The organism is Aeromicrobium sp. CF3.5 (genome assembly GCF_051262695.1).
Taxonomy (GTDB): Bacteria; Actinomycetota; Actinomycetes; order Propionibacteriales; family Nocardioidaceae; genus Aeromicrobium.
The window spans coordinates 1-19,316 of record NZ_JBIMEZ010000004.1 but is presented as its reverse complement, the minus strand read 5'-3'; the positions used below and the strand labels follow the sequence as shown (position 1 = coordinate 19,316).

Here is a 19,316-nt window from a genome sequence, read left to right as displayed (position 1 = left end):
GCCGAATTGAGCGGCTGGCACTCTGAGGTGCATGACCTCCCCTCGCCTCGTCGTAGGCGCGATTATCGTGGACTCACTCGAAGCCCCCACCAAGGTGCTCGCCGCCCGCCGGACCAGCCCACCTGAGTTGGCCGGCATGTGGGAGTTTCCAGGCGGCAAGGTGGAGGACGGTGAAACGCCCGAAGCCGGTCTTGTTCGCGAGATTCGCGAAGAGCTTTCCGCAAGAATCGTTGTAGGCGCTGAGCTTTCGCCGCCAGACGGTGGGACCTGGCCGATCTCGGACCGCTATGCAATGCGGCTCTATTTTGCCGGAGTGGTCGAGGGTAAGCCACGACTGGGTCAGGCCCATGATGACCTCCGATGGGTGGAGGCCGAATTACTCGCTTCGATGGACTGGCTCCCATCAGACCGAGCGGCGCTCGGGAAGATTTCGGAGAGCTTATTGACGATTTGAATGATGGACACTTTCGCCGCCAGCGAGTTCCGCTGCCGGTGACGACGCCTAAGGAGGGTGCCGAGACTCACCGTGGTTGATCAGTGGTCGATGCTCTCGTTCCAAGCTCGACATCGAAGGCAGCCTCACTCGGCGATGCGCGGGTCGTATCGTGCAAGATGTCAGGAACGGGGAAACTTGGGACCCCGGGCGCTAAATCGTCGTTGCTGGGAAGGTCTGCTTCGAGGAACAACGAGAGATACTCGCGCAGGTCCGGGTCGCACACGTACACGTAAGTACCGCGGATGCCGCGCGTCAGCAGCACCGCGTAGATGTTGCGGATATAGACCAGCAAGTCATCGTCGGTGTAATCGAACCCCAACATTTTGTTGTTCGCCTTGCCCTTGCCGTCGTAATACGAATCCCGGTCGATACGGAGTCGCTTGGCGACGGGGTCGTACCTCAAGTCGGGGCCGATGATCACGCCGGCGTAGTTCAGGTCGTAGCCCTGGGTGGTGTGTACCGAGCCGACCTCGTTAATCGATGTCGGTGAGCTGATCCAGTCAGTCGCCGTGTTGTTCCACTGCAGCTCCAGGCCGTCGATCTCGATGTCCGACAGACCCTTGTCCGTCTTACTGCGCCACTTCCAGGCGTAGCCGGCTACCAAGCGCGACAGTCCAACCTGCCTCTCACGCGCCAAGATGGCGTCTCGCATGTCGCCGAGATCGTCGAAGAGCGCCAACTCGTAGTCGCCGAATGTCGTAGGGGTGGGCGGTGTCGCCGACAACATGGATCGCACGTAGGCGACGTAGTCCTGTCCCGCTCGTACCCTCATCTGGGACGTCAGCGCGAAGGAGCGACCAGTAGTGCTGGCTTCCTCGGCAAGAGTGCGCACAACATGGGGTGGGAGGTCGGAGGCCGGGCGGATGCTCTGCTCGGGATCGAGGAGAAAGATGCGGTGCTGGCTCATCCGCCGGACCCAGTCCAACTGGTTGCCTCCGGCCTCATCGCCGTCGAACAGGCGACGGTTGGTCGCTTTGAACTTGGTGATTAGCGTTGGCATCGTCGCGGACAGCTGCTGCAGACGGTGAGCCTCGTCGACGATGAGCAGGTCGTACTCCTCGCCGAGGTTGCCGACCTGGAATGGCGAGAGCACCATCTCCTTCGTGAGGCCGGACGTCTTGGTGAAGACCTTCTCGACCGTCTTGCGCAAGGACTGCTGCGGAATGACCAGCGCCATCTTGAATCCCGCGAGCAGATCGGCGTTCTCCTGTGTAAAGAATCCCGCGAAGATGGCATCCGAGTCGGCATCGATCAGCGACGTGTTCAGCTTGATGTCGCTCAGGAGCTTGATCAGATAGATGCCGACAATTGTCTTGCCGGTTCCGGGCTGGCCCTCGACGACGGCAGTGCTCGGTTCACCCCCGCGAAGATCGTCAAACAGCTGCTCCAGAATCGCGAGGATGGCCGTGCGCTGGTCGTAGTTCAGCTCCTTGTAGGGCGAAAGCTTGAACATGTCACTGTTCTCGATGTCGATCGCGGATTGGTCGAACAAGCCCTCGGCGCGCAGTTGCTCGAAGACCTGCTCGAACTGCTCGCGGTACGTCTCTCGCTGGTAGTAGTCCGAGCCGGTCATGCCTGCGTTGGCATTGACGACCTCGTACTTACCGTCTCCGGAGAATCGTTTGATCAGGAAGGACTCCAAATCCAGGCACACAGACTTGTTGAACATCTCGTCGACCAGGATCCGTACCGAGGTGAGGTGTGCGCGATCGGCTCGGGCCAGATGTTGGCGCATCCGACTGAGCGCATGGATGGTCTCCCCGACATAGACGTGCTTGGCGCCATCGATCGTGTAGACGACGGGCCAGTTGGCGCTGCGTGGGTCGGTCGCCGCCCACGAAGCAAGAGCACCTCGCTCGAATGGGACGCGGTGGATCCTAGAGCTGGTCATACCTGTCACTTCGGCCTCGCGCCTTCTCCGCTGGGTACTTGGTCTGAGTAACGGCGAGCTTGTCGAGCACAATCTGATCGGCGTCGAGCCCCAGCCTGTCGGCCATCAAGTGGCAGTAGGTCAAGACATCGGCGAGCTCTTCCTGAACGCCGTACGTGTCGTAATTACCGCCCCACTGGAACCGCTCGAGCAGCTCGCCGGCCTCGATGGCGATGCTCTTGGCGAGATTCTCGGGGGAATGGAACTGAGCCCATTCGCGCTCAGCGACGAATGCACGCAGGGCAGGAATGACGCGTGAAGAAGTTGGGTTGTCTTCCGGTTTCATCATGATCTGCTCAGGCTAACTTTCGAGCCTTCGCTTTGAGCAACTCCCGGGCCCAGGACGTTGAACCGAACGCGGAATCTCACCAGGTGAGACAAACGCTTCGGCTTGATCGCCGGGTGATGGGGTGCATGGGTGAGTGATGCAACCAAGTCCAAGACCTTTTCTCAGCGGTTCCCGTTCTGGGCCCAGATCTTCGCCGGCCTCGGTCTCGGCGTGCTACTGGGGTGGGTGGCGCGCCAGTACGACGTTGGCTGGTTGAACGAGACGCTCGACATCATCGGCACCAGCTTCGTCTCGCTGCTGCGCACGATCGTGGTGCCGCTGGTTTTCCTGGCGATCGTCGTCAGCATCGCCCGCCTGCGCGAGGTCACCAACGCGGCCCGCTTGGCGGTGCAGACGCTGCTGTGGTTCGCGATCACGGCGGCGATCTCGGTCGCCATCGGCATCTCCATCGGTCTGCTGACCGATCCGGGTCTGCGCACCAGCGTCGATGCAAGTGCCGCCAGCGACGTCGGGGCGTCCGCCTCGTGGACCGACTTCCTGCAGGGCATCGTGCCCAGCAACATCCTCGGCCTGTCCGGCAGCGACAACGGCGACGGCACGATCGGTATCGATTTCAACGTGCTGCAGATCGTGGTCATCGCGCTGCTCGTCGGCGCTGCCGTGCTCAAGACCGGCGACAAGGCCGCACCCTTCCTGGCCTTCGCGGAGTCGTTCCTCGCCGTGATCCAGACCGTGCTCTGGTGGATCATCCGCCTGTCGCCCATCGGCACGCTTGGCCTCATCGGGGCCGCGGTCGCCAACTACGGCTGGGACCTCGTCGGTCCGCTGGCTGTGTTCACCGTCGACGTCTACGTGGGCTGCGCACTGGTGATGCTGGTGGTCTACCCGGTCATCCTGCGACTGCACGGCCTGAGCCCGGTCAAGTTCTTCTCGGGCGCCTGGCCCGCCCTCCAGCTGGCGTTCGTGTCGCGCAGCTCGGTCGGCACAATGCCGGTCACGCAGTACGTCACCATCCGCAACCTCGGAGTCTCGCGCGACTACGCGTCGTTCGCGGTGCCGCTCGGCGCCACCACCAAGATGGACGGGTGCGCCGCCATCTACCCGGCGCTGTCGGCGATCTTCGTCGCGCAGTTCTTCGGCATCGAGCTCGGCCTGACCGACTACCTGCTGATCGCGTTCGTCTCCGTCGTCGGATCGGCGGCCACCGCCGGTCTCACCGGCGCGGTGGTCATGCTGACGCTGACCCTCACGACGCTCGGCCTGCCGCTCGAGGGCGTCGGACTGCTGCTGGCCATCGACCCGATCCTCGACATGATGCGCACCATGACGAACGTCGCTGGCCAGGCGCTGGTGCCGACCATCGTGGCCAAGCGCGAGGGCCTGCTGGACCGCGACGCCTACGACGGCGAGCGGGCGGCCGACCCGATCGGGGATCTCGCCAAGGTCTGAGCCGCGCCGGCGCACTCACGGCGTCGGCGGCTCCCCGAGTCCTGCACCAGTGCGCTGCAACAGCTGCGCGGCGTCGTCATAGGCGTCGTTCGGCAGCTCGAGCTCGCGTCGCACTCGCCAGCGGCCGTGCAGAGCGCCGCGCGGGAGGTCGTCGATGTCCAAGGGGTCGATGTCGCGCAGCGGGATCGTGAACCACCGGTGGGCCTCGCGGTACCGCTTGGCGTCCTCGAGCGTGTCACCGATCCACTCGCACTCGGTGATCGTCAGGTCGCCGGCCCGCGCCCGCAGCAGGAAGTCCTTGAGCATCTCGGTGACCCGGTCCTCCTGACCGGCCTCGATCTCGACGCCGAGCAACCCGCAGCGCGGCTCCAGGACCGTCCGGCCGCCGTCCGCGATCGCCCACTCGTACGTGGTGCGCGCCCCGTCGAGGTCGCCGATCAGCTGCAGCTCGCTGGCCAACGAGGTCAGGTACTCGGCGCGACCGTCCTCGCCGACGCGCAACGCCTCGCTGCGGCGCCGGAACTGCTCGATGCGCTCATTCACCTCGTCCGTCTCGATGATGCGGTCGATGTCGTCGCATGCCTCGTCAAAGTCCATGGGGTGAGTGTTTCAAAGCGATCTGGGGGTTCTACGGGTTGTCCCCATCGACGGGTGGGCCCATCGATCTCCACAGGCGCGCGACCGACGCTTCACGACACCGCTCGGAGTCCCTAGCGTCCTGGAGATGACCCACACGAACCTGACCCCGATCCCGGCCCAGCCCGTCACAGTCGTCGTGAGCGAGGCGTCGATCCGCGCCTTCGTCGCCGAGCAGTCGGTCGCCCTGTCCATGGCGACCGTCGAGCGGTACGCCGTGGTGGTGAATGCGCTGTTCGAGTTCCTCGACACCGTGGACGTGGAGCCGCGCCTCGGCACGGAGATCGCCCGTCACCTCGAGACGGCACGAGCCCGCCTCGGCCCCGGCGCCTTCCTGCCCACGCTCGGTGTCGTCTCGATGATCCGACTCCTGCCGGACTTCCTGGACGACCCGTGGCTGCCACCGGCTGGAGGCCAACGCCGCTCCCACCGCACCGTCGTCGACCAGCTCGTGACCCACCTGCGCCGACATCTCGGGGATGTCGGCCCCGTGCGCGACGACCTGCGCCGGGTGCGACGCGCGGTGCGCACGGCACGGTCGCGCGACTACGGCCATTACAGCGAGGACATGGCAGACACCGGCGACGTCCTCACCGTCGCCTCGACCTTCCAGGTCACCCGAGTGACCCTGGACCGGATGCTCGACAGCGTCGAGGAGGGGCGGCACGCCAGCCTGGATGCGGCCATCGAGGCGTGGGTCGACCCGGAACGTGGAGACCTCTGGCTGTACCGCTGAACGCTCCTACAGGTTGAACATGACGGCGACGAAGTTGCCGTCGAGGTCGATCTCCGGATCCTGAGCCGGGTCCGTCCACGGAACCTCGGTCTTCTTCTGCAGGTAGTGATTGGCGACGGGAGTCGACGGAGCCGGCTCGCTGCCGTCGAGAGCCGCCTGAACACTCTCGACGAGCTTCTTCAGCGACTTGTCGTTGGCCTTGCCGTCCATCAGCGCCTTCTGTGAGCGCGGGTCCGAGCCGACCACGACGACCAGCTGGGACTGCTCGCCGGCACCCTCCACCACGATCTGGTGGAACTTCGGGTTGGACAGCTTCGCCTTCTCGCGCGCCACGAGCTTTCGCCCTTCGTTGTGGACGGCGAGGATCTTCGCGTTCTTGTTGTGCTGTGTCACGCCGAGCACGGCATCGAAAACCGCGTCGGGTGAAGCCGAGAGGGAGGTGGTTTCCTGGCGAGCTGCGCGCATGCTGATGTCCCTACGATCGAGTGGGCGGTGCTGCGAGCCTAAGGGGTCTGAAGGCTATAGCGACAGACCGACACCTTCCGGAAGGCTGCGTCAGTCGCAGTTGTTGCACAGCCCGGTCAACGACTTCTGCATGAAGCAGGTCGGGCAGATGTCGCCCTGCAGCTTTTCGGCCACCGGCTTGCGGACGACGCGTTCCTTCTTGGCGCGCGCCTGCTTGGTGAGCATCGCGGTGCCGCCGTCGGCCGGCAGGTCGCTGGCGAACTTCTGGTAGCAGGTGAGGCGGTCCTCAGCGGCACGCTGCTGCAGGTCCTCGACCGGGCCGCCAGTGGTCGCCTCGATGGACTTGAGGTAGCCGTCACCGACAGCGCCGTCGGACTTGACGCACAGCGCGGCGAGCGGGGGATCCTCGGCGCGATGCGCCTGCTTGGCGATCATGTCCAGCACCGGGCCGACCCAGTTCATCAGCAACATGGTGGTGCGCTGGCCGGAAGCCGACTGCACGTGCTCACTGAGCTCGAGATAGGTGACCACACCGCCGTAGGTGCCGGCAGTGTCGCGCAGCAGGTCGTAGGCGAGGGGAGTCCAGGTCTTCATCAGCTGTTCTGTTTTGGTGGTCACCTCTGAAGGTTACGGCCACGCCGTCGCAGGCAACGAATCGTCGACTGACGCATCAGGATGTCCCCGCTCCGGGGGAGCTCTCGGCGCCCTCGGGCCAGCGGTCGACGCCGACCAGCGAGTCGAGGTCGAGCCGCTCGGCCCAGCCCTCCTGCGCCAGCATGGGCTCGTCGTAGAACGCGGGGACGTGCCCCAGGCACAGCACGGCCACCGGTAGCGCTCCCGCCGGCAGGCCGAGCACGCCAGCCAGCTCGTCGGGGTCGAACATCGAGACCCACCCCATGCCGAGACCCTCGGCCCTCGCCGCCAACCACATGTTCTGGATCGCGCAGGCGGCCGAGGCCAGGTCCATCTCGGGCATGGTTCGCCGGCCGAACACGTACTCCTCCCGACCCTGCGTGAGGCACACGACCAGCAGCTCGCCACACTCTCGAATGCCCTCGACCTTGAGTCGCATGAACTCCTCGTGCCGCTCGCCCAGAGCCTCGCCGGTCCGTCGTCGTTCGTCGTCGACGGTGGCGTGGATGCGTTGCCGCAACTCAGGATCGATGGCCCGGATGAACCGCCACGGCTGCATGTACCCGACGCTGGGTGCCTGGTGCGCCGCGATCAGCAGTCGCTGCAGAACCTCCGGCGCCACCGGATCCGACGTGAAGTGCCGCATGTCGCGGCGTTCACCGATGGCGCGGTAGACCGCGTCACGCTCGGGGTCTGTGTATCTGAAGTTGGTCGATGCCTGTTCCGTGCTCACGAGACGGGGACTGTACGCCACTCGGCGACCTCGCAGCAGAGCCGAGTGCCTCTGCGCGGAGGATCAGAACGTGTCGCGGATCGTCAGAGTGTCGTAGTCGGACGGGAGCTCATCGCCGCTGAAGCAGTCGAGCGTCGTGGTCTGGCCTGCGGGGATCTCCTCGGTGGTGCAGTTGACCACGGCAAGCACTTCGGTGCCTTGCATGAGCCGGACATCGATCAAGGCCGAGTCGGCTTCGTCACGATTGTTCGTGACCTTCAGATCGCTGAGGGTCACGAGTTCGAACTCTGAACCGATGGACCAGCCCGCTGCGTAGTCGAAGCCGGACACGCTGAAGGCCTCGCCCTCGGTGATCTCCAGCGGGTTGTCGGGTCCGCCGGGCTCGGCATCGGCGGACTCGGACTCGTCGATCGCGTTGTCGATCTCGTTGGCGGCGCCGCCGATCAGGGCGATGCAGCCGCCGATGAACAGCACGAACACCGCGATCAGGACCAGGATGATGTTGCGCAGCGTGTGGCTCTTCTTGGCGGGCGCGGCTGCCGCAGCAGGCGGAGCGCCGCCGCTCTGGAGGTGCTCGGTCCACTGGGCGCCGTCCCAGAAGCGCATCGCTCCTGTGTTGTCGGGATAGAACCCGGCGGGAGTCGTGGGACCGGTGGGCTGGTGCTGGTCGGACATGCGTTTCCCCTCGTCGTGGGCGACTGCCTGTCGCCCGCGCCAAGACGCTCTCACGATTGAGCCTCTGAGCGGGCCCAAACGGGGAGCACTGGTTCGGACGAACCATCGGGCCCATCCGTCCGAGCGGTCGCCCCCGTCCAGCGCTGTGTCCTGCCGCCCCACTCAGCGTGCCAAGATCGCCGATGGCACGATCAGGTCATGCAGACCGATGTCGAGATCCCCAGTCATGGCGAGCGCCTCGGCGCCTGGCACTACGCCGCCGAGAGCGACGATCTCGCCGGCCCGGCCGGAAGACCCTGCATCGTCATGGGTCACGGGTTCGGCGCCACCCGTGACGCGGGCCTGTCCCCGTTCGCGGAAAAGTTCGCGGCCGCCGGAGCCGAGGTGCTGATCTTCGACTACCGCGGCTTCGGCACCTCGACGGGCCCCAAGCGCCAGAGCGTCGACCACCGAGCGCACCGCGCCGACTACGTCTCGGCCGTCGAGTTCGCCCGTCAGCTCGACGGCGTCGACCCGGACCGGATCATCCTGTGGGGCAGCTCGTACTCCGGCGGTCACGTGATCGCCGTGGCCGGCGACGACCCACGCATCGCCGGCGTCATCTCCCAGGGAGCCGCGATGGACGGCCTGCGCGCCGTGCTGCTGATCCTCGGGTACGGCGGACCCGGGCAGCTGCTCAAGCTCACCGGTCACGCCCTGCGCGACGTCGGTCGGATGGTGACCCGCCAGAGCCCCCACATGATCCCCATCGTGGGCCCTCCCGGCTCCACCGCGACGATCAGCTCACCCGACGGCGAGGCGGGCTACCAGACCATCATGGGGCCGACGTTCCGCAACGAGATGCGCGCACGCGGCATCCTGCCCATCATGGTGAATCGACCCGTCACCAGCGCCAAGAAGCTCAAGATGCCCGTGATGCTGGTAGTCGCGGCGCACGACAGCATCGCGCCGGTGCAAGCGGTCGAGAAGGTCGCCAAGCAGGTGCGCGGACGCGTGCAGGTCGAGCGGTTCGACGTCGGTCACTTCGACATCTACACCGGCGAGGTCTTCGACCGGTCCAGCGACGCCCAGGTCGAGTTCATCCGAACTCTCTGAGGCCGGTCAGGCCTCGGGGGCCGCGCTCGGCTTGCGACGGTGCTTGACCGCCTCGTAGACCAGCGGCAGAAGCGTGAACACGATGATCACGATGATGGCCAGGTCGATGTTCTCGCCCAGCGCGGGGAAGGCCTGCCCGAGGAAGTATCCGAGCATCGTGATGCTGGCGACCCAGAGCACCGCACCGATCGCACTCCAGCGGAAGAACCGGGCCCGCTCCATCTGCGTGACGCCGGCGACCACGGTGATGTAGGTGCGCACGAAGGGCACGAACCGCCCGAGCACCAGCGCCTTGTTGCCGTGCTTGTCGAAGAAGACGGTGGTGCTGTCGAAGTACTTGCGCTTGAGGATCCGGCCCTCGCGCTCGTACAACGGAGGGCCGATCTTGCGGCCTATCTCGTAGCCGACCACGTTGCCAGCGAACCCCGCGATGCCCAGCATGATCATGGCGACCACCAGCTCGACCCCCTGGGTGCCGATGCCGAGCACCTCGATCTGCGAGCCTGCGATGAACAGGCCCAGGGCGAACAGCAGCGAGTCGCCGGGCAAGAACGGAAAGAACAGCCCGCACTCGATGAAGATGATGATCAGGCTGATCCAGATCAGTGATCCGCCGAACTGGTCGAGCAACCAGTTGGGGTCCATGAAGCTGGGACCGAGGGTGACGGGCTGGACGATCGGCAGGAGCACGAGATCACGCTACCGGGCAGACCTATCGCAACGTCACCAGCCGCGCCAGTTCGGCGTCGGACAACTCGGTCAGAGCACCCTCGCCGCCGTTGACGACCGCATCGGCCAGCGACCGCTTGCTTGCGATCAGCTCGCTGATCGACTCCTCGATGGTGCCCTCGCTGATCAGGCGGTGCACCTGCACCGACCGGGTCTGCCCGATGCGGTGCGCCCGGTCGGTGGCCTGGTCCTCGACCGCAGGATTCCACCACCGGTCGTAGTGCAGCACGTGGTCGGCGCGGGTCAGGTTCAGGCCGGTGCCGGCAGCCTTCAGCGACAGCACGAACACCGGCACCTCGCCGTCCTGGAACCGGCGCACCATCTGTTCACGGGCCGATACCGCTGTTCCGCCGTGCAGGAACTGGTGGCCGACGCGCTTGTGGGTCAGGTGACGAGTGAGCAGACGGCCCATCTGGGCGTACTGCGTGAAGACCAGCACGCCGCCGTCCTCGGCCACGATCTCGCTGACCAGGTCGTCGAAGACCCCCAGCTTGCCCGACCGTCCGCCGAGGCGTCCCTCGGTCTCGCGCAGGAACTGGGCCGGGTGATTGCAGATCTGCTTGAGCTGGGTGAGCAGCTTGACCACCAGGCCGCGACGCTGGATGCCCGACGACTGCTCGATCTGGCTCATCGTCTGACGCACGACGGCCTCGTAGAGCCCGACCTGCTCGCGGGTCAGGTTGGTGGTGTGGTCGGTCTCGATCTTGGGAGGCAGCTCCGGTGCGATGCCCGGGTCGCTCTTGCGGCGGCGCAGCACGAAGGGGCGGATCAGCGTCGACAGGCCGCCAGCGGCGTCGTCGTCGCGGCCCGACTCGATCTTGCGGGACCACTGGGCGCGGAACTGGTCGTGGGTGCCGAGCAGGCCCGGCGTGCTCCAGTCCAGGATCGCCCAGAGCTCGGACAAGTTGTTCTCGACCGGTGTGCCGGTCATGGCGATGCGGGCGTCCGACGGGATGTCGCGCAGCGCCTGCGCGCCGCGCGAGTGCGGATTCTTGACGTTCTGGGCCTCGTCGGCCACGACCAGGCCCCATCCGGGCGCGTGCTTGGCCAGCAGGTCGGAGTCGGCGCGCATCGTGGCATAGGTCGTGACCACGAACCCGGACTCGGCGTCTTCGATCCAGCGGCGCGGCCCGTGGTAGCGGTGCACCGGGATGCCGGGTGCGAATCGCTTGATCTCGCGCTCCCAGTTGCCCAGGACCGACGCCGGGCAGACGACCAGCGTGGGTGCGTCGTGATCACGTGCCAGGTGCAGCGCGATCAGCATGACGGTCTTGCCCAGGCCCATGTCGTCGGCGAGGATGCCGCCGAGACCCAGATCGGTCAGCTGCGACATCCACCGGAGCCCCTGCAGCTGGTACTCGCGCAGGTGGCCCGCGAGAGCGGCCGGCTGCTCGGCGGGGGCCAGGTCAGGGTCGCGGGTCGCGAGTCGTCGGCGCACGTCGTCGAGCCACCCGACCGTGTCGACCTCGGTGACCTCGCCGTCGATGTGCATCTCGCCGGTGACGGCGGCGCGCAGGGCCTCGATCGCACTGATCTGGCCCGATGTGCGGTGCAGGGCTCGCTCGATGCGGCTCTTCTCCACGAAGATCCACTGATCACGCACCCGCAGCAGGCCGTGGTGCGACGCGGCGAGCTCCTCGACCTCGGCAGCGCTGAGGGTCTGGCCCCCGACGGCGATCTGCCAGTCGAAGCGGAACAGCTGGGCCTGGGTGAACGAGGACGGCCGGTCAGCGGGCAGTCGCTCGTCGCGCTGCACGACCACCGACGTGTCGAGCTCGCGCACCAGCTCGGGCGGCCAGCTCACGTCGACTCGCCGCGCCATCAGCACGGTGGTGAGTCGGCCCGATCCGAGCTGCGCGAGCTCCTCGGTGCTGACCGTGGTCGCGCCGCGAGCGTGGGGACGGCCCAGCCGTTCGGCGGGTTCCCACCGTTCCTGCAGCTGCTGCAACATATCGCGCACCGGCTCGCGGGCCGTGACCCGCGGATGGCGGTCGTTGTCGAGCAGGTCGGTCATCTCGAACGTGGCGCCCGGTTGGGGCCGGACCCGGATGCGGACCACGGCCGCCTCGGCCTCGGTCGGTTCGCTCAGGAACGAGATGACGAACGTGAACGAGTACGTGACGGGTTGGCGGGGTGTCTGGTCACGGCCGGGCGCGGCTTGGCCGGATCCATGGGTCGACCCCTGTGGTGCGCCGCGCTGGGGCGTGGACGCGGCGGCCGGCGCGTCGACGGCCAATGAGGCCAGGAATCCCTGCACCTGCGCCAGACCGGACTTGCCGTCGACCGTGGGAATGGTCTGTGACGCGGTCTGCAGCTGGGCGAGCTCGCCGTCGGTGGGGGAGCCGAGGCCGCCGCGTGCCATCAGGCGCAGCGCGAGGATCGCGGGATTGGCCCACGCCCGCGCGGTCGAGTCCGCGTACATGACCCGGATGCCCTGGCTGAGGGCGCCGATCGACTCGTTCGCCGTGGCTCGCTCGTCCCCGTCCGGGCCGTGGAACACGAACCGCGACTCCGCCGGCGTGGGGCCGACCTCGAAGGTGACCCGATGGCGCAGGAGTGCACGCAGGTCGAGGGAAGAGGGCATCATCGTATTCTCTCGCATCAGAGCTCTCGGCGCACGGGAGGTCCCCTGCGGGTGATGCACATCATCCGCTCGCCTGCTGCCATTGCAGGGGTTATTCATCGCGCAGCGAGGTGGTGGGCCGGGTCAGATGTCATGATCGGGTGATGGACGCGTCTCGAGTGCGGCGAGCCGCTGCGGTCATGGCCGTGCTGGCTCTCGGGCTCACCGGCTGCTCGGACGAGGATCCAGTGCCGACTCCGTCCCCGCCGGCCACTCCTCGGTCGACCCCGACCGCACCTGCCACGTCAGAAGAACCGGCAGTCGTCTTTCCCGGCACGGAGTGGACGGAGTCGCCGCGTGGCGACTGGGGCGGTCTCGACGCCGACCTCGCCGCAGCCGGCTCCTCCTGCGTCGCGGTCGTCCAGGACGGTGAGCTGGTGCACGAGAACTACTGGAACGGTGGTGGACCCGACGTGCCGGTGCGCACCTACTCGATCACCAAGTCGCTGACCTCGCTCCTGGTCGCGATGGGTGTCGATGAGGGGGCGATCGCGCTCGACGACCCGGCGTCCGAACAGGTCGATCAGTGGCGAGGTGGCCCGTCGGCCGATGTCACGGTGCGTGACCTGCTCGCCCAGGTGTCGGGGCGGCAGTGGAACGAGGCGATCGATCGGCAGCTGATCCGCGACGTCACGGACCAGACCGGGTTCGCCGTGGGCCTCGCGCAGGCCCGCGAACCGGGGGAGTGGGTCTACGACAACGCCGGCTCCCAGGTGCTGGAGCGCGTGCTGGCCGAGTCCATGACCCCGGGCGGCGACGTCGTCGACCTCGCCCAAGAGCGGCTCCTGGACCCGTTGGGCATGGACGACACGAGCTGGGCGCGTGACGGCGCCGGCCACGCGACGACCTACTCCGGTGTCACCTCGACCTGCCGCGACCTCGCGCGGGTCGGACACCTGATGGCCTCGGACGGGCAGTGGGACGGGGGCCAGCTGGTGTCGTCGCCGATGGTCACCGAGGCCACCACGCCAGCCACCGAGTCCAACGCGGCCTACGGGTTGCTGTGGTGGACCAATGCGGCGGGTCGCATCGTCGAGGCACGCCGGCAGGCTGGATTCGACACCGACGCGGCGCCCTACGAGGGCCGCCTGGCGCCGAACGTGCCGGCGGACGCCTTCTGGGCGTTCGGCTACGGCAACCAGTACATCGCCGTCGTACCCAGCGAGAATCTCGTCGCGGTACGGCTCGGACGGCGCCCGGCAACGCCCGACCAGGTCACCTTCGACACCTTCAGCGCCGGAGTCCTGCAGGCGCTCGAACCAACCTGACCTGCCAGTTCTGTCGGAGGCCGCTGGCAGGGTCGACAGCATGGATCCCGACGAGCCGATCGCACCCTGGTTCGACGCCGCCTTCGAGCAGTGGTCGCACGAGAGGTCAGCGGCGCTGCGCCGCAGGCTCGGATCCACGCGTCTGCGATTGGCGGCGTTGATCGAGGACGACCAGCCGGGCGCCACGCTGACGCCCGACCTGTTCATCGACTGCGCGTCCATGCTGGTCCTCGAGGCCAACCTGCCGCGGTCGACCTCGGCCGCTCGGGCGCACGTCGGCACGGTGGCACGGCTGGTCGAGGTCGCTGCAGCCGCGGGCGGAGGGCCGGATGTGCTGGAGCACGCTCGGCAGGAGGTGCTGGCAGCCCGGGCAGGTGTGCAGGCCCGCGCCGAGCAGCGTCCCGACGACCCGTGGGCACGTCGCATCCCACGCCGTCTCCTCCACGATCATTGATACCGACCCAAGAAGGTTGAAGCATCAACTACCATGGAGGGCATGACCAGCTACTCCATCGCGGACCTCGAGAACCGGCTACGTCCCAGTGACCTGATGCCGGTGCTGTTCGTCGGTCACGGCAACCCCATGCACGCCATCGACGACAACGAGTTCACCCGCACGTGGGGACGCGTCGGCGCAGGACTGCCCGCGGCGCAAGCCGTGGTGGTCATCAGCGCCCACTGGCTCACGCCGGGACAGACCCACATCACCGATGCGCCCACCAACCGGGTCATCCACGACTTCGGCGGATTCCCCGACGAGCTGTACCGCGTGCAGTACGAGACCACGGGCGATCCGCGCATCGCGGCGCTGCTGGCGCATCATCTGGCTGAGTACGAGGCCAGTCTGGACTCCCAGTGGGGGCTCGATCACGGCACGTGGAGCGTGCTGCGTCATCTGCAGCCCCACCCCACAGTTCCGGTGCTGCAGATCAGTCTCGACGAGACCATGCCGCTACCAGCACTTCACGAGCTCTACACGCGGTTGCACGCACTGCGACGTCGGGGCGTGCTGTTCATCGGCAGCGGCAACATCGTGCACGCGCTGGGGCGGGCCCGCTGGGACGGCGGAGGAGCCTACGAGTGGGCCGAGCAGTTCGACCACGACACCGCCGCGGCACTCATCGAAGGCCGGGTCGACCAGCTGGTGCGGCCGTTCGAGACGTGGTCGCACGCAGCACTGGCCGTCCCGACCGACGATCACTACCGTCCGATGGTCGCGGCGCTGGGGCTGCTCTCACCGGGCGAGGAGCTGTCGTTCTTCAACGAGGCGATCGACATGGGGTCGATCGGCATGAGGTCCTTCATCACCGCCTGATCAGGCGGTGATGAAGACCATCGGCTGCGGCGTCACTCAGGCGCGGAGGTGTCGGCCTCGGCGGCCTGCTGGGCGGCGACCTTGGCGTGGACCTCGTCCATGTCCAGGTCCCGCACTGCGGTGATCAGCTCGTCGAGTGCCTTGCCGGGCAGTGCGCCGGCCTGCTGGAAGACCATGACGCCGTCACGGAACGCCATCAGGGTGGGGATCGAGGAGATGCCGACCGCTGCGGAGAGCTGCTGCTCGGCCTCGGTGTCGATCTTGGCGAACGTGATGTCGTCGTAGCGCTCGCTGGCCTCCTCGTAGACGGGGGCGAACTGCTTGCAGGGTCCGCACCATTCCGCCCACCAGTCGATCAGCGTGATTCCGGTGCCGTCGAGGGTGTCGTCGAGAGTCTGGGCTGTGAGTTCAACTGTGCTCATGGTGGTGTCAACGGTCCGCCTGCCCGATCCATTCCAGCTCTGGTCCCGAGTCGACGTGCTGCGGGCAGCGTCAGTCGCATCACATTCGGGCAGTCCCGTCATGAACCGCGCAGTGAATGCTCATCCTCGGTGAGGAGCTGGTGTCCCGCTGTCGGGGCACCACGCGGGGCTGATGGGAGATCAGAGCGGTGAAGTACGACCGACCGGTGTGGCAGCTGATGCACGCCTGCGCGGATGCGATGCCCGAGGTCTTTCGCTATGACGACGTGAGGGCGTGGTTCGCCCGAAACTTTCCCGAGGTGGGCGATGCGACCCTGCGTGCCCACGTGGTCGGGCTAACGGAGGGCGGCACCAAGCACTCGCAGTTCCGTCGACGTTCACCGATCTTCCGCCGCGTCGCGCGCGGCGAGTATGCGCCCATCCCACTCGCCGAGCGTGGCGAGTCACCCGATGACGACGACGATGATCCTCCGGCTCCGTCCGCGGTGCGGTTCCAGGCTGCAGGCAGCACCCCGACCGGGACTGCCGTCGAACCGGCCGAGCCTCCCGCGACGGGTCCGGCACGCACGAGCAAGGGGCGGGCCACCGAGGCCAACGTCACCGCAGACTCGGCCCGAGAGCGCGGCGAACCGCTGGCGGGCCCGCGCGCGGCGGCGGACTTCTGGCCGTACCCCCTCGGCGCCACGGAGACGGTCGACGGTGACCGAGACCCTGAGCGCCTGAGCGATGAGCCACCGGCACGCTCGTTGCCATCGGCCCACGGTCGAGATGCGCCCGCCGAGAGCGAGAGCGAGGGCGACCTCCCCTCGCCGGAGCAACCGACCGAGATCGACCCTGACCGGCAAGAGTTCGACCGGGCAGAGCGCAACCGCTTGGCCTTCGAGGCGACTGCGCAGCAGCACCGTGAGCGCGATGATGCGGAACGAGAGCAGCTCGAACGTGAGGAGCGGCAGCTGCGCAGGACGCTGCATCCCCTGTGGGACGCCCCACGCGGGCAGGAGCGCGTCGCCCCCGATCACGAGACCGGTGAGGACGAGCAGCCGGACCCCCCCGACAGCCCGGGCGGAATTGTGATCGTCCGCGCCCCGCAGCGTGCCGACGGCCCGCGTGCGACCCCCGCCGATGCATCCGAAGAACGTGACGCGGGATCGACCACGTGGTCGCGCGGGCGCGACCTCGGCGAAGCGGAGGCTGCCGATGCGATCGTGCTGGGCAGTCTGGGAATTCTGGACGATCGTCTCGGTGTGCCGGCGCCTGCTCGGGACGCGTTCCGGGACCTGGATTTCAGGCGCTCTCGACGCGCCGCCGAGGTCAGTGGCGCCCGCTGGTTCGTGCTCTCCGCCGATCACGGTCTCCTCGAACCGACCGACTGGATGTCTCCGGAGGACACCTTCGACGTGTCGTCGCAGCCTCGCCATCGAGCCGCGTGGGCCACGTGGGTGGTCGCCCGGCTCGAGGCGCTGGTCGGCACGCTCGAGGACCTCGTCATCCAGGTCGAGGCTCCCGACGAGATGGGTCTGCCGGTCATCAGCGCCCTGCTCGATGCGGGTGCAGCCGCCACCACGGGGCCCGTGCGCGCCCTTGCGCCCGCCGTCTCGAGTGCTTTCGGCAGCGCGGTGGAGGACGCGAGCGCCGCTCCCGATGCGACGGGCCCGGGTCCGGATCATCGGTTCGCCGCGGCCCGGTCGGTCGCTGAGTACCTGGGTGACGTGCACCATGCGTCCGACGCCGCCACCCTCCCGGATCGGCCCGGCCTCTACGCGTGGTCGGTGGACCACGACGGAGCACGTGTCCTCAATCGAGCCCTGATGCTGCCGGTGCGCGCCGGGGTGATCTTCGTGGGCCGCGTCGGTGCAGGCGAAGCCGGCTTCAGCCTCGGCGACCAGCTCGTCCGCGTGCAGCTGCACGGGCGGGCGCGATCCTCGACCTTCAAGATGACCCTGGCCACGACGCTCGCCGCGCCTCTGGCGCTGCGCTCCATGGATGATCCCGATCTCCTGCAGTGGATGCTGCAGCACCTGAGCGTCACGGTCTGGCCGACCGAGGACGTCGACGAGCTCACCGAGCTGACCAGCTCGGTCATCGGTGTCCTGCGTCCGCCCCTGAATCTCGATCACGTCGGCGCGCGGGAGTATCGCCGCCGGCTGGCCGAGCTGAGCGCACGCCGCAGCTGATCGAGAACGACCTGGCCAGAACATACCGGGAGAATGCCTGCGTACCGGTGCGTGACGGACTGTCCGTGGCGCATCATGGGCAGACACTGGTCCCGGGGAGGGAGCCCCGAGGATCGAACCGGTGCCCCGTGGGCACGTTCGATCTCCGAGGGATCGGTGGTGGTGCTGTGCCGGTGGCGCTCGATCGCGAGGACGAGCGCCGCTGGACGCGCACTGGTGGAGCAGGATCGTGATCTGCAGTCGAGATCGATGCGCGCCGTCATGCACCAGGCGGCAGAATCGACCTATGGACCGTAGAACCTTGCTGATCGGCCTCGCTGGTGTGGGAGCGACCGCGCTCGTCGGGTGCAGCAGAGACGACACGCCGACCACACCCGACGCCACGCCCCCCACCCCCACGACCCCGACGACCACTCCCGGCCCGGAGGCGGTCGACCTTGCGGTGGCCGGCACCATCGCGACCGGACTGAACGTTCCGTGGGGTCTGGCCTTCCTGCCCGAGGGTGACGCCTTGGTCTCCCAGCGCGATGACGCGACCATCGTCCGGATCAGCACGTCCGGCGAGGTGACCGAGCTCGGCTCCGTCCCAGACGTGACGCCGGGCGGCGAGGCCGGGCTGCTGGGCATCGCGCTCGACCCCGACGACCCGAGCGTCCTGTTCGCCTTCACCACCACGGCATCAGATGACCGTGTGCTGCGCATGTCGATTGCAGACGACTCCATCAGCGATGTCACCGCGATCCTGACCGGCATCCCGATCGGTTCGCGACACCACGGTGGCCGACTTCTCTTCGATGCCGACGGCATGCTGTTCGTCTCCACGGGCGATGCAGGGCGCGGCGAGACGGCCCAGGATCGCGATGCGCTGAACGGCAAGATTCTGCGCATCACCACCGATGGCGATGCCGCGCCTGACAACCCCTTCGGCAACCGCACGTGGTCCTACGGACACCGCAACATCGAGGGCCTCGCGTTCGACGCAGACGGCCGGTTGTGGGCCACCGAGTTCGGCGAGAAGGAGGCCGACGAGCTGAACCTGATCGAGCGCGGCGGCAACTACGGATGGCCCCAGGTCGAGGGCACGGGCGGGGGCGAGGGTGAGATCGATCCCCTGGTCACGTGGGGCACCGACGAGTGCTCTCCGGCGGGTGTCGCGATCGCGCAGTCGACGGCGTTCGTCGCGGCCCTGCAGGGTCAGTCGGTGTTCGCTGTTCCCCTGGACGGGGAGAGTGCAGGTGACCCGATCGAGTACTTCGCGGGGGAGTACGGCCGGATCCGCAACGTGTTCGCGGCACCCGACGGGTCGCTGTGGGTCACCACCAGCAACACCGATGGACGCAACGACCCGGCCGAGGACGACGACCGCATCCTGCGCGTCACCGTGTGAAGACTACCGATCGGTAGACCTTCACTCCTGGCAAACGTGAGGATATCCTCATGTCATCGGCAGTTTCGCGCTGCAGGCGACTCAGGAGGACCCCATGGACGAGAACGCGTTCAACGTCGACCCGGCCCAGCTGGGCGAGGCCTCGCACCGATTTCCCCTCAGGCGGCCCACCCGTCGCGCGCCACGACCACGTGCCGACCTCAGTTGTCTGGCCGCACCGTCGGCCGAGTTCGGCCGCCATGCCTGGGACGAAGCCGGCCA

19 protein-coding genes are annotated in these 19,316 nt (G+C 67.4%); 9 read left to right on the top strand and 10 right to left on the bottom strand.

The annotated features are described in order from the left end of the window. Positions 1 to 31 precede the first annotated feature (31 nt). Positions 32 to 454, top strand: coding sequence for a (deoxy)nucleoside triphosphate pyrophosphohydrolase (locus ACHAA3_RS09005; protein ID WP_435708660.1), 423 nt, complete (start codon positions 32 to 34; stop codon positions 452 to 454). Between the two features lie 67 nt (positions 455 to 521). Here the strand turns inward: ACHAA3_RS09005 and ACHAA3_RS09000 are convergent, their stop codons facing one another. Then, positions 522 to 2,387 carry a DNA/RNA helicase domain-containing protein gene (locus tag ACHAA3_RS09000; protein ID WP_435708911.1) on the bottom strand — a complete coding sequence of 622 codons (1,866 nt, stop codon included), beginning with the start codon at positions 2,385 to 2,387 and terminating at the stop codon, positions 522 to 524. Beyond that, positions 2,374 to 2,715, bottom strand: a complete 342-nt coding sequence (locus ACHAA3_RS08995; protein ID WP_435708659.1) for a nucleotide pyrophosphohydrolase — start codon at positions 2,713 to 2,715, stop codon at positions 2,374 to 2,376. Before ACHAA3_RS08995 ends, ACHAA3_RS09000 begins: the two co-directional genes overlap by 14 nt. A gap of 129 nt (positions 2,716 to 2,844) precedes the next feature. Between ACHAA3_RS08995 and ACHAA3_RS08990 the strand changes: the two genes are divergently transcribed. Then, positions 2,845 to 4,164 carry a dicarboxylate/amino acid:cation symporter gene (locus ACHAA3_RS08990; RefSeq protein WP_435708658.1) on the top strand — a complete coding sequence of 440 codons (1,320 nt, stop codon included), beginning with the start codon at positions 2,845 to 2,847 and terminating at the stop codon, positions 4,162 to 4,164. A 15-nt stretch (positions 4,165 to 4,179) separates the two neighbouring features. Here the strand turns inward: ACHAA3_RS08990 and ACHAA3_RS08985 are convergent, their stop codons facing one another. Beyond that, positions 4,180 to 4,761 carry a hypothetical protein gene (locus ACHAA3_RS08985; RefSeq protein ID WP_435708657.1) on the bottom strand — a complete coding sequence of 194 codons (582 nt, stop codon included), beginning with the start codon at positions 4,759 to 4,761 and terminating at the stop codon, positions 4,180 to 4,182. A 127-nt stretch (positions 4,762 to 4,888) separates the two neighbouring features. On the opposite strand from ACHAA3_RS08985, the gene ACHAA3_RS08980 reads away from it, so the two are divergent. Beyond that, a complete protein-coding gene (locus tag ACHAA3_RS08980) occupies positions 4,889 to 5,536 on the top strand; it encodes a hypothetical protein (protein WP_435708656.1) in 648 nt (215 codons plus the stop codon). A 6-nt stretch (positions 5,537 to 5,542) separates the two neighbouring features. Here the strand turns inward: ACHAA3_RS08980 and ACHAA3_RS08975 are convergent, their stop codons facing one another. The 4 genes from ACHAA3_RS08975 to ACHAA3_RS08960 form a co-directional block, all read right to left on the bottom strand. Beyond that, positions 5,543 to 6,001 (bottom strand): hypothetical protein, encoded by a 459-nt coding sequence (locus ACHAA3_RS08975; RefSeq protein ID WP_435708655.1) that lies wholly within the window; start codon positions 5,999 to 6,001, stop codon positions 5,543 to 5,545. Positions 6,002 to 6,091: 90 nt separating this feature from the next. Next, entirely contained in the window at positions 6,092 to 6,619 is a 528-nt protein-coding gene (locus ACHAA3_RS08970; RefSeq protein ID WP_435708654.1) for a hypothetical protein, read from the bottom strand. A 52-nt stretch (positions 6,620 to 6,671) separates the two neighbouring features. After that, positions 6,672 to 7,367, bottom strand: coding sequence for a 5,6-dimethylbenzimidazole synthase (bluB, locus tag ACHAA3_RS08965; protein ID WP_435708652.1), 696 nt, complete (start codon positions 7,365 to 7,367; stop codon positions 6,672 to 6,674). A gap of 63 nt (positions 7,368 to 7,430) precedes the next feature. Further along, a complete protein-coding gene (locus ACHAA3_RS08960) occupies positions 7,431 to 8,042 on the bottom strand; it encodes a DUF2510 domain-containing protein (protein ID WP_435708651.1) in 612 nt (203 codons plus the stop codon). A 198-nt stretch (positions 8,043 to 8,240) separates the two neighbouring features. On the opposite strand from ACHAA3_RS08960, the gene ACHAA3_RS08955 reads away from it, so the two are divergent. After that, complete coding sequence (locus tag ACHAA3_RS08955; protein WP_435708650.1) at positions 8,241 to 9,137, top strand: alpha/beta hydrolase; 897 nt, start codon at positions 8,241 to 8,243, stop codon at positions 9,135 to 9,137. 6 nt (positions 9,138 to 9,143) lie between these two features. Here ACHAA3_RS08955 and ACHAA3_RS08950 read toward each other — a convergent pair whose 3' ends face one another. Both ACHAA3_RS08950 and ACHAA3_RS08945 read right to left on the bottom strand, forming a co-directional pair. Continuing rightward, positions 9,144 to 9,827 (bottom strand): DedA family protein, encoded by a 684-nt coding sequence (locus ACHAA3_RS08950; protein WP_435708649.1) that lies wholly within the window; start codon positions 9,825 to 9,827, stop codon positions 9,144 to 9,146. A 22-nt stretch (positions 9,828 to 9,849) separates the two neighbouring features. Then, positions 9,850 to 12,450: a DEAD/DEAH box helicase gene (locus ACHAA3_RS08945; protein ID WP_435708648.1), complete on the bottom strand. Its 2,601-nt coding sequence runs from the start codon at positions 12,448 to 12,450 to the stop codon at positions 9,850 to 9,852. Positions 12,451 to 12,593: 143 nt separating this feature from the next. On the opposite strand from ACHAA3_RS08945, the gene ACHAA3_RS08940 reads away from it, so the two are divergent. From ACHAA3_RS08940 to ACHAA3_RS08930, 3 genes are read left to right on the top strand one after another with little or no spacing between them, the layout of a single operon-like run. After that, positions 12,594 to 13,757, top strand: coding sequence for a serine hydrolase domain-containing protein (locus tag ACHAA3_RS08940; RefSeq protein ID WP_435708647.1), 1,164 nt, complete (start codon positions 12,594 to 12,596; stop codon positions 13,755 to 13,757). 40 nt (positions 13,758 to 13,797) lie between these two features. After that, the gene (locus ACHAA3_RS08935; RefSeq protein ID WP_435708646.1) at positions 13,798 to 14,211 is read left to right on the top strand and encodes a hypothetical protein; all 414 of its coding nucleotides are present in this window, start codon (positions 13,798 to 13,800) and stop codon (positions 14,209 to 14,211) included. Positions 14,212 to 14,253: 42 nt separating this feature from the next. Further along, entirely contained in the window at positions 14,254 to 15,072 is an 819-nt protein-coding gene (locus ACHAA3_RS08930) for a dioxygenase family protein (RefSeq protein WP_435708645.1), read from the top strand. Between the two features lie 32 nt (positions 15,073 to 15,104). On the opposite strand, the gene trxA is transcribed toward ACHAA3_RS08930, so the two are convergent. Beyond that, entirely contained in the window at positions 15,105 to 15,494 is a 390-nt protein-coding gene (gene trxA / locus ACHAA3_RS08925) for a thioredoxin (protein WP_435708644.1), read from the bottom strand. A 188-nt stretch (positions 15,495 to 15,682) separates the two neighbouring features. On the opposite strand from trxA, the gene ACHAA3_RS08920 reads away from it, so the two are divergent. Then, positions 15,683 to 17,668 (top strand): DUF7669 domain-containing protein, encoded by a 1,986-nt coding sequence (locus tag ACHAA3_RS08920; protein WP_435708643.1) that lies wholly within the window; start codon positions 15,683 to 15,685, stop codon positions 17,666 to 17,668. 286 nt (positions 17,669 to 17,954) lie between these two features. Further along, positions 17,955 to 19,055, top strand: coding sequence for a PQQ-dependent sugar dehydrogenase (locus ACHAA3_RS08915; RefSeq protein WP_435708642.1), 1,101 nt, complete (start codon positions 17,955 to 17,957; stop codon positions 19,053 to 19,055). Positions 19,056 to 19,316: the final 261 nt, after the last annotated feature.